2 protein-coding genes are annotated in these 16,243 nt (G+C 74.8%); both read left to right on the forward strand.

The features are described from left to right. Positions 1-37 precede the first annotated feature (37 nt). Positions 38-10,729 (forward strand): type I polyketide synthase, encoded by a 10,692-nt coding sequence (locus tag BLW85_RS34310; protein WP_074995144.1) that lies wholly within the window; start codon positions 38-40, stop codon positions 10,727-10,729. A gap of 31 nt (positions 10,730-10,760) precedes the next feature. Then, positions 10,761-16,235 carry a type I polyketide synthase gene (locus BLW85_RS34315; protein ID WP_143060490.1) on the forward strand — a complete coding sequence of 1,825 codons (5,475 nt, stop codon included), beginning with the start codon at positions 10,761-10,763 and terminating at the stop codon, positions 16,233-16,235. The last annotated feature ends 8 nt before the right edge of the window (positions 16,236-16,243 follow it).

Raw genomic sequence — 16,243 nt, forward strand, 5'->3', positions numbered from 1 at the left:
TTCCGGTAAGTCTTCGCAGGGGTGAGGGACGATTTCGGTGGCGAACGAGGACAAGCTCCGTTATTTCCTGAAGCGAGTCACCGCGGACCTCCAGGAGACCCGGCGGCGCCTTCGTGACCACGAGGACGCCGCCGGGGAACCGGTGGCCATCATCGGGATGAGCTGCCGCTACCCGGGAGGGGTCGAATCACCCGAAGATCTCTGGGAGTTGGTCGCGGGCGGCCACGACGCCGTCTCCGAGTTCCCCGCCGACCGCGGCTGGGACCTGGAAGCGCTCTACGACCCGGACCCGGAGGCCCGCGGGACCAGCTATGCCCGCGAGGGCGCGTTCCTCCGCGACCTGGCGCGGTTCGACGCCGGCCTCTTCGGGATCTCGCCCCGCGAGGCCCTCGCCATGGACCCCCAGCAGCGGCTGCTGCTGGAGACGTCGTGGGAACTGTTCGAGCGGGCCGGCATCGACGCCGCCTCGCTTGCGGGCAGCCGCACCGGCGTGTTCGCCGGCGTGATGAACCACGAGTTCCTCGCCGCCCTCCAGAACTCCCCCGAGGACCTTGAGGGTTACCTGGGCACGGGCACCTCCGGCAGCGTCGCCTCCGGCCGGGTCGCCTACACCTTCGGCCTCGAAGGGCCGGCGGTCACGGTCGACACGGCCTGCTCGTCGTCCCTGGTGGCCCTGCACCTGGCCGTGCAGTCGCTGCGCGGCGGCGAGTGCTCGCTGGCCGTCGCGGGCGGTGTCACCGCGATGGTCGGTCCCGCCACCTTCGTCGGGTTCAGCCGCCAGCGCGGGCTGGCCCCCGACGGCCGCTGCAAGGCGTTCGCGGCCGGCGCCGACGGCACCGGCTGGGGCGAGGGCGTCGGCCTGCTGCTCGTGGAACGCCTCTCGGACGCCCGCCGCAACGGACACGAGGTCCTCGCGGTCGTCCGGGGCTCCGCCGTCAACCAGGACGGCGCGTCCAACGGCCTCACCGCCCCCAACGGCCCCTCCCAGCAACGGGTGATCCGCCAGGCCCTGGCCGCCGCCCGGCTGACCACCGCACAGATCGACGCGGTGGAGGCACACGGCACGGGCACCCGGCTCGGTGACCCGATCGAGGCACAGGCGCTCCTCGCGACGTACGGGCAGGGCCGCTCCGGCGACAGGCCGCTGTGGCTGGGCTCGGTCAAGTCCAACATCGGCCACACCCAGGCCGCGGCCGGAGTGGCGGGCGTCATCAAGATGGTCATGGCGCTGCGCCACGGCGAGTTGCCGCCCACCCTGCACGTCGACGCACCGACCCCGCACGTCGACTGGTCGGCGGGCGCCGTACGGCTCCTCACCGAGCGCACCCCCTGGCCGGCGTCCGACCAGCCGCGCCGGGCAGCCGTCTCCTCCTTCGGGATCAGCGGCACCAACGCGCACACGATCATCGAGGAAGCCCCGTCGGCCGAGGCGTACGCGACGGACACCGAGGACCCGGAGGCGCCGGAGGACGACGCGGTCGGCGCCGAAGCCGTCGCCCCTCAGGTCACACGTCCGGCCGAGGGCGGACCGGTGCCCTGGGTGATCTCCGGCAAGACCGAGCAGGCCCTGCGCGCACAGGCCGAACGCCTGCTGGCCCGCACGGGCGACGAAGTGGCCCCGCTCGACGTGGCGTTCTCGCTCGCCACGACCCGCACGGCCCTGGAGCATCGCGCCGTGGTCCAGGGCGAGACGCGCGAGGAACTCGCCGAGGGGCTGCGAGCCGTCGCCGCCGGCACCCCGGCCCCGGGCGTCGTACGCGGCCACGCCGGCAGCGGCGAGCGCGTCGCGTTCCTCTTCTCCGGGCAGGGGTCGCAACGGCTCGGTATGGGACGTGAGTTGTATGCCGCGTATCCGGTGTTCGCGGCGGCGTACGACGAGGTGTGTGCGCTGCTGGAGGCGCCGGTCGACGTCGACTCGGAGGAGTTGAACCGGACGGGTTCGACGCAGCCCGCCTTGTTCGCCGTTGAGGTGGCGCTGTTCCGGCTGCTGGAGTCGTGGGGCGTCCGACCGGATTACGTGGCCGGTCATTCGGTGGGTGAGATCGCGGCGGCGCATGTGGCGGGTGTGTTGTCGCTGGAGGATGCTGCGAAGTTGGTGTCCGCGCGGGCCCGTCTCATGCAGGCATTGCCAACGGGCGGTGCGATGGTGGCGGTGCAGGCGTCCGAGGACGAGGTGTTGCCGTACCTGACCGACGAGGTGGGTGTCGCGGCGGTCAATGGCCCGCAGTCGGTGGTGGTTTCGGGCGTCGAGGATGCCGTCCTGGCGGTCGCCGAGGTATTCGGGGAGCAGGGCCGCAAGACGTCCCGGTTGAAGGTCAGCCACGCGTTCCATTCCCCGCTGATGGACCCGATGCTGGAGGAGTTCGAGCAGGTCGTCCGGGGCCTGTCCTTGAATGAGCCGCGCATTCCCGTGGTGTCGAACCTCACCGGCCGTCTGGCGGAGTCGTACACCCCGGAGTACTGGGTGCGGCACGTCCGTGAGGCGGTCCGGTTCGCGGATGGTGTGGGGACGTTGCACGAGCTGGGCGTGTCGACGTTCGTGGAGATCGGCCCCGGCGGAGTGCTGAGCGCCCTCGCACAGGGCTGCGTGGACGACGTCGTCACCATCCCGGCACTCCGCGCCGACCGCCCCGAGCGGGCCGCACTCGTCGCCGCCGTGTCCGAACTGCACGTGCACGGCGTCTCCCCTGACTGGCACGCCTTCTTCCCCGGAGCCCGGCGCGTCGAACTGCCCACCTACGCCTTCCAGTACGAGCACTACTGGCTCGACTGCGCACCCGCCGCTCCCGGCGCCGTCCGTGCCGCCGGGCTGGGCTCCGCCGACCACCCGCTGCTGGCCGCCGCCGTCTGCCTCGCCGGTGGCGGTGAACGGCTGCTCACCGGCCGGCTGTCCCTGCGCACGCACCCGTGGCTGCGCGATCACGCCGTGCTCGGCACCGTGCTCCTGCCGGGCACCGCGTTCGTCGAACTGGCCCTGCGAGCCGCCGACGAAGCCGGCTGCGCACTGCTGGAGGACCTCACCCTCGAAGCGCCCCTGGTGGTGCCCGAGCACGGCGGTGTCGCGGTTCAGGTGTGGGTCGGCGCGGCCGACGACTCGGGCCGCAGACCGCTGACGGTCCACGCCCGCCCCGAGGGGGACACCGACCTGCCGTGGCTCCGCCACGCGACCGGCTTCGTCACCGAAAACACCCTGGCTGCGGCAGTCGGTGACACCGGAGCCCCCGGACCCACCGCCGAACGGGGTGCTCCCGCGGCCGCCGGGCGGCCGCTCACCGCCTGGCCCCCGCCCGGCTCCACGCCGGTCGGCCTCGACGGCCACTACGACCGGCTGGCCGCCCTCGGCCTGGCCTACGGACCGGTGTTCCGCGGGTTGCGGAACGTCTGGCGCGCGGGCGAGGAGATCTTCGCCGAGGCCACCCTCCCCGACGGCACGGACGCCGGCTCCTTCCTCCTCCACCCCGCACTGCTGGACGCGGCGCTGCACGCGATCGGCGCGGGCGGCCCCCTGGTGGCCGAGGCGGACGGGCCGCTGCTGCCGTTCGCCTGGTCCGGGGTGTCCGTGCACGCCACGGGCGCGTCCACCGTCAGGGTCGGGCTGGCCCCGGCCGGTGCGGACGCGGTGTCCCTGACGGTGGCCGACGCCACCGGCGAGCCGGTGGCGTCCGTCCAATCGCTCACCCTGCGCGCCGTCTCGGCCCGGCAGCTGCGCGAGCGCGCCGACGACGCGCTGTTCACCGTCGAGCGGGCCCCGCTGGCCCTGCCCGCCGGCGACGCGGACGGCCCGGTCGTCGCGTACGTCCCGGACCTCGCCGCACTCACGGAGACCGACGGAGCGGCACGGCCCGACGTGCTCGTGGTCCCCTGCCCCGACGGCCCGGAAGGAACGGGCGAGGCCGAGCGGATCCGAGCGGTCACCAGCGAGGTGCTGCGGCTGCTCCAGCACTGGCTCGCCGGCGAACCGGCCGCGCGCCTCGTGCTGGTGGCACACCCCGACGACCTCGCGCACGCCGCGGCGGGCGGGCTGGTGCGCTCGGCCCAGGCGGAACACCCCGGCAGGATCGTGCTGCTGGAGACCGACCGCCCCGACGAGGCCGCCGTCCTCGCGCCCCGCGCCGTCCTGTCCGGCGAGCCGCACGTCGTCGTCCGCGCCGGGGAGCCGAGCGCCCCACGCCTGACCCGCGCCGCTTCCCCCACGACGGCGGACGGTCCGGCCCCCCACCTCGGCACCGTGCTGCTCACCGGCGCCTCCGGCGCGCTCGGCGGCACCCTCGCCCGGCACCTGGTGACCGGACACGGCGTACGGCGGCTGCTGCTCGTCAGCCGCCGGGGCGAGGACGCCCCGGGCGCCACGGACCTGGTGGCCGGCCTCGCGGCGCTCGGCGCCGAGGCGACGTGGGCCGCCTGCGACCTGGCCGACCGTGCCGCCCTCGCCCGGCTGCTGGCCACCACCCCGGTCGACTCCGTCGTGCACACCGCCGGCGTGCTCGACGACGGTGTGCTGGCCGCGCTGACCCCGCCCCGGCTGGCCGCCGTCCTCGCGCCCAAGGCCGACGCCGTACTCAACCTGGACGAACTCACCGGCCCCGGCACGACGTTCGTGCTGTTCTCCTCCGCCGCGGGCGCCTTCGGCAACCCGGGACAGGGCAACTACGCCGCCGCCAACGCCTTCCTCGACGCCTTCGCCCGTCGCCGCCGCGCCCAGGGGCGGCCCACCGTCTCGCTGGCGTGGGGCCCCTGGGCGCAGGAGGGCACCATGGCCGACACCCTCGACGAGGCGGGCAGGTCACGGATGGCGCGCTCCGGCGTCCTGCCGCTGTCCACCGAGGACGCCCTGCGCCTGTTCGACGCCGGGCTCGCCTCCGACGAACCCGTGCTCGTACCGGTCCGCCTCGACACCGCGGCCCTGCGCGACCGGGCGGCGCAGACCGTACCGGCCCTGCTGCGCGGACTCGTCCGCGTCCCCCCGCGCGGCACGGCCCGGCGCGCCGCCACCGGCTCCCCGGCCGAACGCCTCGCCGGGCTGACCGGCGAGGACCGCGACGACGCCCTCCTGGACCTGGTGCGCGGGGAGGTCGCCGCCGTGCTCGGGCACTCCTCGCCCGGCGCCGTCCAGCCCACGCACGCCTTCCAGGACCTGGGCTTCGACTCGCTGACCGCCGTGGAACTGCGCAACCGGCTGGCCGCCGCCACCGGGCTGCGCCTGCCCGCCACCCTCGTCTTCGACCACCCCACCCCCACCGCCCTCGCCCGGCATCTCGGCACCGAACTCCCCGGCGCGGCCCCGGCCGCCACGACGGCGACCACGACGGAACGGCCAACGGCCGCCGCCGACGAGCCGATCGCCATCATCGGCATGAGCTGCCGCCTGCCGGGCGGAGTGCGCTCGCCGGAGGACCTGTGGCGGCTGGTGGCCGCCGGCCAGGACGGCATCACCCGGTTCCCGGACGACCGCGGCTGGGACGTCGAGGGGCTCTACGACCCCGACCCCGAACACCTCGGCACCACCTACGCGCGCCACGGCGGCTTCCTGCACGAGGCGGCCGGCTTCGACGCGGGCTTCTTCGGCATCAGCCCCCGCGAGGCGCTGGCGATGGACCCGCAGCAGCGGCTGCTGCTGGAGGCGTCCTGGGAGGCGTTCGAACGCGCCGGGATCGACCCGGCGACGGTGCGGGGGAGCCGCACCGGTGTCTTCACCGGACTGATGTACCACGACTACGGGCAGGGCCCGCGCGCACTGCCCGACGGCGTCGAGGGCCTGCTCACCACCGGAGGCTCCGGCAGCGTCGCCTCCGGGCGCGTGTCCTACACCTTCGGTCTGGAGGGCCCCGCCGTCACGGTCGACACGGCCTGCTCCTCGTCGCTGGTCGCCCTGCACCTGGCCGTCCAGGCGCTGCGCACGGGCGAGTGCACGATGGCGCTCGCCGGTGGCGTCACCGTCATGGCGAGCCCCACCGTCTTCGTGGAGTTCAGCCGGCAGCGGGGGTTGTCGCCGGACGGGCGGTGCAGGGCGTTCGCGGCCGGTGCGGACGGCACGGGCTGGGGTGAGGGTGTCGGGCTGCTGCTGGTGGAGCGGTTGTCTGATGCGCGGCGCCTCGGGCACCGGGTGCTGGCGGTGGTGCGGGGCAGTGCGGTGAACCAGGACGGTGCGTCCAATGGTCTGACGGCGCCCAACGGTCCTTCGCAGCAGCGGGTGATCCGGCAGGCGCTGGCCTCCGCCGGACTGACCCCGAGTGATGTGGACGCCGTCGAGGCCCACGGCACGGGCACCAGGCTCGGCGACCCGATCGAGGCCCAGGCACTCCTCGCCACGTACGGGCGGAAACGGCCCGAGGGACGGCCGCTGTGGCTGGGCTCGCTGAAGTCCAACATCGGTCACACCCAGGCCGCCGCGGGCGTGGCGGGAGTGATCAAGATGGTCATGGCGATGCGGCACGGCGTGCTCCCGCCGACCCTGCACGTGGACGAGCCCACACCGCACGTGGACTGGTCGGCGGGCGAGGTACGACTGCTGACCGAGGCCGTCGACTGGCCCGGCACGGGCCGCCCGCGCCGCGCCGCCGTGTCCTCCTTCGGCGTCAGCGGCACCAACGCCCACACGATCATCGAACAGGCCCCCGCCGCCGAGGAACCGTCCTCGCCGCCGTCCGACCCCGGCACGCCCGTGCCGTGGATCCTCTCCGGCAGGACCGAAGCGGCCCTGCGTGCCCAGGCCGCCCGCCTCGCCTCCCACCTCGACGACAATCCCCTCCTTGACGGCAACTCCCGCCCCGGCGGCGACGACAGCGGCCGAGGCGCGGGCCGCGCGGCCGACGTGGCGTACTCGCTGGCCACCACCAGGGCGGACTTCGAACACCGGGCCGCGGTCGTCGCCCGGACCCCCGAGGAGTTCCGGCAGGGACTCGCGGGTGTCGCCGCCGGGACCACACCGCCCGGCGTGCTGACCGGGACCGCGCACACCTCCGGCAGGACCGTCTTCGTCTTCCCCGGCCAGGGCTCCCAGTGGGCGGGCATGGCCACGGAACTCCTGGACACCTCCCCGGTCTTCCGGGACCGGATCGACGCCTGCGAACGCGCCCTCGCACCGCACGTCGACTGGTCGCTGACCGAGGTGCTGCGCGGCACGTCCGACGCCGAACAGGACCGGGTCGACGTGCTCCAGCCCGTGCTCTGGGCGATGACCGTCGCCCTCGCGGAGGTGTGGCGCTCCTTCGGGGTGACCCCCGACGCGGTCGTCGGACACTCCCAGGGCGAGGTCTCCGCCGCCGTGATCGCCGGAGCGCTCTCCCTGGAGGACGGGGCGCGCGTCGTGGCGCGGCGCAGCCTCGCGGTGCTCGACCTCCAGGGACACGGCGCGATGGCCTCGGTGACGCTCCCGTACGAGGAGGCGCGGGAACTGATCGGCCGGTGGGCCGGCCGCCTCGGCATCGGCGCCGTGAACGGGCCCGGCACCGTCGTGGTCTCCGGCGACACCGACGCCCTGGACGAACTCCTCGCGCACTGCGCACAGCAGGGCGTCCAGGCCCGCAAGGTCGCCGTCGACTACGCCGCGCACTCGCCGCAGATCGAACGCGTCGAAGCGCGGGCGCACGAGGGTTTCGCCCCGGTCGAACCGCTCCCCGGCACCGTGCCGTTCTACTCCACCGTGACGGGCGGCAGACTGTCCCCGGACGAACTCGGCCCCGGCTACTGGTACCGCAACATGCGGCAGACGGTACGGTTCCACGACGCGATCCGGGCCGCACTGGCCGACGGACACGACGTGTTCGTCGAAGTCAGCCCGCACCCCGTGCAGTTGGCGGGCATACAGGACGCCATCGAGGCCGCCGAGGCGCGGGCCGCGATCGTGCCGACGCTGCGCCGCGGCGACGGCGGCCGCCACCGGCTGATGCTGTCCCTGGCCCAGGCCCGGCTGCACGGCGTGCGCGTCGACTGGGACGCGGTCCTGCCGGGCGCCCGCCGCGTCGACCTCCCGACCTACGCGTTCCAGCACGAGCGGTACTGGCTGGCGGCGGGCGCCGCGGCGGGCGTTGTGCGCGCGGCCGGACTGGACACCACCGGGCACCCGTTCCTGGGCGCCACGGTGGAACTCCCGGACGCGGGCGGCCACTTGATGACCGGGCTGCTGTCCCTGGCGGCCCAGCCCCGGCTGGCCGAGCACGCGGTGCTGGGCACCGTGCTGCTGCCGGGCACGGCCTTCGTGGAACTGGCCGCCCACGCCGCCGCAGAGACCGGCTGCGACCTGGTCGAGGAACTCACCCTGGAGGCCCCGCTGATCCTGCCCGAGCAGGGCGGCGTCGCGCTCCAGGTGCTCGTGGGCGGGCAGGACGACTCCGGCCGCCGCCCGCTGAGCGTGCACTCGCGTGCCGGGGACGGCCCCTGGCTCCGGAACGCCACCGGCACCCTCGCCACCGGTGCCCCCTCCCACGGCGCCGACCTGGGCGACTGGCCCCCGGCCGACGCCGAACCCGTGGACCTGGACGGCTTCTACGACCGGCTGGCCGGCCTCGGCCTGAGCTACGGCCCGCTTTTCCAGGGGCTGCGCGCCGCCTGGCGCGGCCCCGACGCGGTCTACGCCGAACTCGCCCTGACCGACGAGGCACGGCCGGACGCGGACACGTTCGCACTGCACCCGGCCCTGCTCGACGCCGCGCTGCACGCGCTGGGCGCGGGCGGCCTCGTACCGGCCGCCGACGGCCCCCTGCTGCCCTTCGCCTGGTCCCGCGTCACCCTGCACGGCACCGCGGCGGCCGGCCTGCGGGTACGGCTCACCCCGGCCGACGGGGACGCCGTACGGCTGGAGGCCGCCGACGACACGGGCCGTCCCGTCCTCTCCGTGGACTCGCTGACGCTGCGCCCGGTGTCGGCCGGGCAGCTGCGCACGAACTCCCGGGACTGCCTGTTCACCGTGGAGTGGGCACCGCTCGCCGCCGCGGCCGACGCGCACGGCCCGGCCGTACGGGTCCGCGACAACATCGCCGCCCTCCTCGCCGCTCCGGCGACACCGGACGGCGCGGACGCCGTCGTCGTCCCCTGCCCGGCCGGATCGGGCGCCGACGCCGTACGGGTCCGGGACGTCCTCGCCGAGGTGCTCCGGCTGCTGCGGTGGTGGGTGACCGAGGACCGCGCGGCCCGGCTGGTGCTGGTGACCCGGGGCGCGGTCGCCACCGGCGACGATCCGGCGGCCGAACCGGTGCAGGCGGCCGTGTGGGGCCTGGTCCGGTCGGCGCAGTCGGAGAACCCCGACCGTATCGTCCTCCTCGACACCACCCCCGACGCCGACACGGAGCGCGCCGCCGCGACGGCCGTACCCCGCCTCCTCGCCGCCGACGAACCGCAGGCGGCGCTGCGCGGCGACACCCTCCTGCTGCCCCGGCTCGCCCGGGCCACCGCCGAAACCCCTGCGTCCGCCCCGGATTTCGGGTCCGGGCCGGTGCTGGTGACCGGTGCGTCCGGGGCGCTGGGCGGGCTCGTCGCCCGGCATCTGGTCGCCGAGCACGGGGTACGGAGTCTGCTGCTGATGAGCCGGCGCGGCGCGGATGCCGAGGGCGCGGCGGAACTGGGGGCGGAACTGGCCGCCGCGGGCGCCGACGTGCGCTGGGCGGCCTGCGACGCGGCGGACCGGGACGCCCTCGCGCAGGTGTTGTCCGGCACCCCGGTGACCGCCGTGGTGCACACGGCCGGCGTTCTCGACGACGGCGTCCTCGACGCGCTCACCCCCGAGCGCCTGGACACAGTGCTGCGCCCCAAGGCCGACGCGGTGCTGAACCTGCACGAACTCGCGGGCGACGTCCGGGCGTTCGTGGTGTTCTCCTCGCTCGCGGGCACGCTCGGCACCCCCGGCCAGGCCAACTACGCGGCCGCCAACGCCTTCCTGGACGCCTTCGCCGCCCGCCGCCGGGCCGAGGGCCTGCCCGCGCTGTCGCTGCCGTGGGGACTGTGGCAGCGCACCGGCACCATGACCGGGGACCTCGGCGGCGCCGACCGGACCCGGCTCGCCCGCGGCGGCGTGCTGCCGCTGCCCGACGACGACGGCCTCGAACTCCTCGACACCGCACTCGCGTCGGACGACGCCGTGGTGGTGGCGGCACGGCTGGACCTCGCCGCCCTGCGGAACTCGACCGCCCCGGTGCCGCCGCTGCTCAGGGCACTCGTCGGCGGCCGGGCGCGGCGCACCGACCGGACGGCCGCCGTACCCGCCGCCCAGCGGATCGCGGGCCTGCCCGAGAGCGAGCGCGCGGCGGCCGTCCTCGACCTCGTCCGGTCCGAGGTCGCCGCGGTCCTCGGGCACGGCTCGGCCAAGGCCGTCCGGCCCGGACAGGCCTTCGGCGACCTGGGCTTCGACTCGCTGACGGCGGTGGAACTGCGCAACCGGCTGAACCGGGCCACCGGCCTGCGGCTGCCCGCGACCCTGGTCTTCGACCACCCGACCCCCGCCGACCTCGCGCAACGCGTGCTCGACGACCTCCCCGGCGGCACGTCCCCGTCCGCACCGGTCCTCGACGAACTCGACCGCCTCGCCGCCGCCCTGGACGGCGCCGCAGCGGACGCCGTCGACAACGTCACCCGCACCAGGATCACCATGCGTCTGAGGTCGCTGCTCGCCCGCTGGAACCGGGACGAGCCCGCCGAACCCGCGGACGCGGGCGGAGCCGGGACCGACGACGACCTCAGCTCGGCGAGCGACGAGGAACTGTACGACCTCCTCGACGACGAACTCGGCATCTCCTGACCGCGCAGGCCAAAAGGGGCTGGCAACACCGATGATGAACGAAGACAAGCTCCGGGAATACCTCAAGCGGGCCACCACCGACCTGCGCCAGGCCCGGCGGCGCGTGCGCGAGCTGGAGGCCCGCGACCGGGAACCGATCGCCATCGTGGGCATGAGCTGCCGGTTCCCCGGCGGCGTCGGCTCCCCCGGGGAACTTTGGCGGTTGCTGGCCGAGGGCGAGGACGCCATCGGGCACTTCCCCGAGGACCGCGGCTGGGACGTCGACGCGCTCTACGACCCCGACCCCGAGCGCCCCGGCAAGGTCTACACCCGCCAGGGCGGCTTCCTGCGCGACGCGGCGGACTTCGACGCCGACTTCTTCGGGATCTCACCGCGCGAGGCCCTGGCCATGGACCCGCAGCAGCGCCTCCTGCTGGAGGCCGCCTGGGAGGCGTTCGAGCACGCCGGCATCGATCCCGCCACGCTCAAAGGCAGCCGCACCGGGGTCTTCGCCGGACTCATGTACCACGACTACGGCTTCACGCCCGGCGTCCTCCCCGAGGGCGTCGAGGGGCTGATGAGCACCGGGAACTCCGGCAGCGTCGCCTCCGGGCGCATCGCCTACACCTTCGGCTTCGAGGGCCCCGCGGTCACCGTCGACACCGCCTGCTCGTCCTCGCTGGTCGCCCTGCACCTCGCCGTGCAGGCACTGCGGGCCGGTGACTGCGCCATGGCGCTCGCGGGCGGGGTGACGGTCATGGCGGGCCCCAGCGCCTTCGTCGAGTTCAGCCGCCAGCGCGGACTCGCCCCCGACGGCCGCTGCAAGTCCTTCGCGGCGGCGGCCGACGGCGCCTCCTGGTCCGAGGGCGCCGGACTGCTGCTCGTGGAGCGGCTGCGGGACGCCCGCCGGCTCGGCCACCGGGTGCTCGCGGTCGTCCGCGGCAGCGCCGTCAACCAGGACGGCGCCTCCAACGGCCTGACCGCACCCAACGGCCCCTCGCAGCAGCGCGTGATCCTCGAAGCGCTGGCCGGAGCCGGACTGTCCGCGGAGGAGGTCGACGCCGTCGAGGCACACGGCACGGGCACGAGCCTCGGCGACCCGATCGAGGCACAGGCACTGCTCGCCACCTACGGTCAGGACCGCGAACTCCCGCTGCTGCTCGGCTCGTTGAAGTCCAACATCGGCCACACGCAGGCCGCGGCGGGCGTCGCGGGCGTGATCAAGATGGTGCTGGCGATGCGGCACGGCCTGCTGCCGAGGACACTGCACGTGGACCGGCCCACCCCGCAGGTCGACTGGTCGGCCGGCTCGGTCCGGCTGCTGACCGAGGCGGCCGCGTGGCCCGAGACGGACCACCCGCGCCGGGCCGGGATCTCGTCGTTCGGTATCAGCGGCACCAACGCGCACATCATCCTCGAAGAAGCCCCGGAGGAGCAGGCACCCGAGGAGCAGACGCGGGCCCGGACCACGGTGGTGCCGTGGGTGCTCTCCGCGAAGACCGGGGAAGCCCTGCGCGACCAGGCACGACGGCTGCTGTCGTCCGTGGACCTCGCGGCCGCCTCCCCGGCCGACGTGGGCTTCTCACTGGCGGTCACCCGTGCGGCGCTGGAGCACCGGGCCGCGGTGGTCGGCACCGACGAGGAGGAACTGCGCGCCGGCCTGTCCGCCCTCGCCGCGGGCGAACCCTCGGCACAGGTCGCGACAGGACGGGCCGAGGCGGAACCGGGCAAGATCGGGTTCCTGTTCTCGGGGCAGGGGTCGCAACGGCTCGGCATGGGACGTGAGTTGTATGCCGCGTATCCGGTGTTCGCGGCGGCGTACGACGAGGTGTGTGCGCTGCTGGAGGGGCGGGTCGATGTCGGCTCGGAGGAGTTGAACCGGACGGGTTGGGCGCAGCCCGCGTTGTTGGCCGTTGAGGTGGCGTTGTTCCGGCTGTTGGAGTCGTGGGGTGTGCGGCCGGACTACGTGGCTGGTCATTCGGTGGGTGAGATCGCGGCCGCGCATGTGGCGGGTGTGTTGTCGTTGGAGGATGCGGCGAAGTTGGTGTCCGCGCGGGCTCGTCTCATGCAGGCGTTGCCTTCCGGTGGGGCGATGGTGGCGGTGCAGGCGTCCGAGGACGAGGTGCTGCCATATCTGACCGGCGAGGTAGGGATCGCGGCGGTCAACGGCCCGCAGTCTGTAGTGGTTTCGGGCGCCGAGGATGCCGTCCTGGCGGTCGCCGGGGTATTCGGGGAGCGAGGCCGTAAGACATCCCGTCTCACGGTCAGCCACGCGTTCCATTCCCCTTTGATGGAACCGATGCTGGAGGAGTTCGCGGCGGTCGTTGGCGAGCTGGTCTTCAACGAGCCGCGCATCCCCGTGGTTTCCAACCTCACAGGTCGTCTGGCGGAGCCGTACACCCCGGAGTACTGGGTCCGGCACGTCCGCGAGGCGGTCCGGTTCGCCGATGGCGTCCAGACCCTGCACGAGCTGGGCGCGACGACGTTCGTGGAGATCGGCCCCGGCGGAGTGCTGAGCGCCCTCGCACAGGGCTGCGTGGACGACGTCGTCGCCATCCCCGCGCTCCGCACCGACCGCCCCGAACCACAGGCGCTCACGCTCGCCCTCGGACGGTTGCACGCCCACGGTTTCTCCCCGGACTGGCGTGCGCTGTTCCCCGGCGCCCGGCGGGTCGACCTGCCCACCTACGCCTTCCAGCGCGAGCGCTACTGGCTCAAGGGCACGGCCGCGCCCGACGTCTCCTCGGCGGGCCTGGACCCCGCCGGGCACCCGCTGCTCGGCGCGGTCGTCGAGACCGCCGGGGCGCAGGACGTGCTGTTCACCGGCCGGCTGTCCCCCGCCGACACGCCCTGGGTGACGGAACACCCGGTCGCCGGTGTGCCGGTGCTCCCGGTCGCCGCGTTCGTGGACATCGCCCTGGCGGCGGGACGGCGGACCGGGTTCCCGCACCTGGACCGGCTGGACGTGGACGCGCCGCTGGTCCTGGCCGGACAAGGCGCCGTCCGCATCCAGGTCCGGATCGGCACGGGTGACGACCCCGACCGGCGCTCGGTGCGCGTCTTCAGCCGGGCCGCCGCGGACGCCGGCGAGCCGTGGGTGTGCCACGTCACCGGAGAACTGACCCGCGACGCCCGACAGCCGGAGTTCGACCTGCTGAGCTGGCCGCCGACGGGCGCCGAACCCGTGGACGTCGAGGACCGTCCGGGGCTTCGCGCCGCCTGGCGCGCCGGGGACGAGCTGTACGCCGAGGCCGTCCTGCCCGAGAGCGAGCGGGACCGGGCGGACCGCTACACCCTGCACCCCGAACTGCTGCACGCAGCCTTCGGCCTGCGGTCGCAGGAACGCGGCGACGGGGTACTCCTGCCGCACGCCTGGAGCGGCGTCTCCGTACACGCTCCGGGGGCCGGGACCGTGCGCGTCCGCGTCCGGCCCGCCGGGGACGACGCCGTGACGATCGAGCTGTCCGACGCCGACGGCGGCCCCGTCGCCTCGGTCGCGTCCGTGCGGGCGCGCACCATGTCCCCGCAGCAGGTGCTGGCCTCGCGCGTGGCCCACCGGAACTGGATGTTCCAGGTCGACTGGGTCGAGCACACCGCGGTGCCCACCACCGATGCGGGGGCCGAGTGGACGGTCCTCGAAGACACCCGCGCCGGCATCGACGCGCTCCGCACGGCGGTCGACGGCGGCGCGGCCGCGCCCGCCCACGTCCTGCTGCCCTGCGCACCGGGCGAGGGCGACGCCGCGGCGGCGACGCGCAGGCTGCTGGCCGATGTGCTGTCGCTCGTCCAGGAGTGGGTCGCCGACGAACGGTTCTCCGACGCGCGGCTCGTGGTGATGACGCGGGGAGCCGTCGAGCCGGACGGCACGGCCGTGGACCTCGCGCACGCCGCGGTCTCCGGACTGGTCAAGTCCGCCCAGAGCGAGCACCCCGACCGGCTGCTGCTCCTCGACGTGGACGACTCGGTGAGCGGAGACGGCATCGCCCCGGCGCTGGCCGCGGCGCTCGCCGCGCTGGACGAGCCGCAGGCCGCCGTGCGCGACGGAAAGCTGTATGTGCCGCGCCTCGCCCGGATCACCCCGCCCGAGGACCCCGCCGCTTCCGCGAGGAACTTCGAGGGCCCCACCGTTCCCGCCCGGTCCGGTGAGGACCCCACCGCCGCCGTATGGGACCCCGAGGGGACCGTGCTGCTCACCGGCGCGACCGGTGGCCTCGGACGCTCGCTGGCGCGGCACCTCGTCACCGAACGCGGCGCGCGCAGGCTGCTGCTGGCCAGCCGTCGGGGCCCCGCGGCCGAAGGCATCGGTGAACTCGCCAACGAGCTGGAAGAGTTGGGCGCGCACGTCGACGTGGCCGCATGCGACATCGCGGACCGCGACGCCCTCGCCGCGCTGCTGGCCTCCGTCCCGGCCGAGCACCCGCTCGTGGCCGTGGTGCACGCGGCCGCGGCCCTGGACGACGGCATGATCACCGCGCTGACCCCGGACCGCCTGGACACCGTACTGCGGCCCAAGGCCGACGGTGCGCTGCACCTGCACGAGCTGACCAAGGACCTCGACCTGTCCGCGTTCGTGCTCTTCTCCTCCCTCGCCGGAGTCCTGGGCAGCGCCGGCGCCGCGAGCTACGCCGCCGCGAACGCCTTCCTGGACGGGCTGGCGCACAGCCGCCGGGCCGCGGGACTGCCCGGCACCTCGCTGGCATGGGGCCTGTGGACGGACAACGGCGGCATGGGCGACCGGATCACCGAAGCCGACCGCAACCGGATGGGGCGGGCCGGTGTCGTGCCGTTCACCCCGGCGGAGGGGCTGGCCCTGTTCGACGCCGCCCTCGCCGTGGACCGGCCGGTGATCGTGCCGGTCCGGCTGGACCTGCCGGGGCTGCGCGCCATGTCCCGCACCGGCATGCTCCCCGCCGTCCTGCGCGGCCTCGTGGGCGACACCGCCGCCCCGGCGGAGACCACGGCCGGGGGGATCCCCGCGCTGGCCCGCCGCCTCGCCGGAATGCCGGAGACCGACCAGGAGAAGGTCCTGCTGGAACTGGTGCGCAACCAGGCGGCGGCCGCCCTGGGGCACGCCACCGCGGCCCGCGTCGAACCCACCACCGCCTTCCGGGACATCGGCTTCGACTCCCTGACCGCCGTGGAACTGCGCAACCGGCTCAAGGCCGCGACCGGGCTCCGGCTGAAGCCCACCCTGGTCTTCGACCATCCCAACCCCGTCGCGATCGCCCGGCTCCTGCACAAGAACCTGGTGCTCGAACTCGCCGCCGAGCCCCCGCCCGTGCTCGCCGAACTGGACCGGCTGGAGGCACGGCTGGCCGCGCTCGCCCCGCAGGACGCGGTACGGGACACGGTCACCGCCCGGCTCAAGGCACTGCTCTGGAAGTGGACCGACACCCACCGGAGCACCGCGGCGAACACCGCCGACACCGGCCCCGGCACCGACCGCGACAGCGACCTCGACCGGATCGACACCGCCACCGACGACGAGATGTTCGACCTCATCGACCAAGAGCTCGGGTCTCGCTGACTCTTCTC

The organism is Streptomyces misionensis (assembly GCF_900104815.1).
Lineage (GTDB): Bacteria > Actinomycetota > Actinomycetes > Streptomycetales > Streptomycetaceae > Streptomyces > Streptomyces misionensis.

Excerpts from the sequence above, each read along its gene's own strand:
- BLW85_RS34315 (WP_143060490.1), top strand. The coding sequence starts at position 10,761 with ATGATGAACGAAGACAAGCTCCGGGAATACCTCAAGCGGGCCACCACC.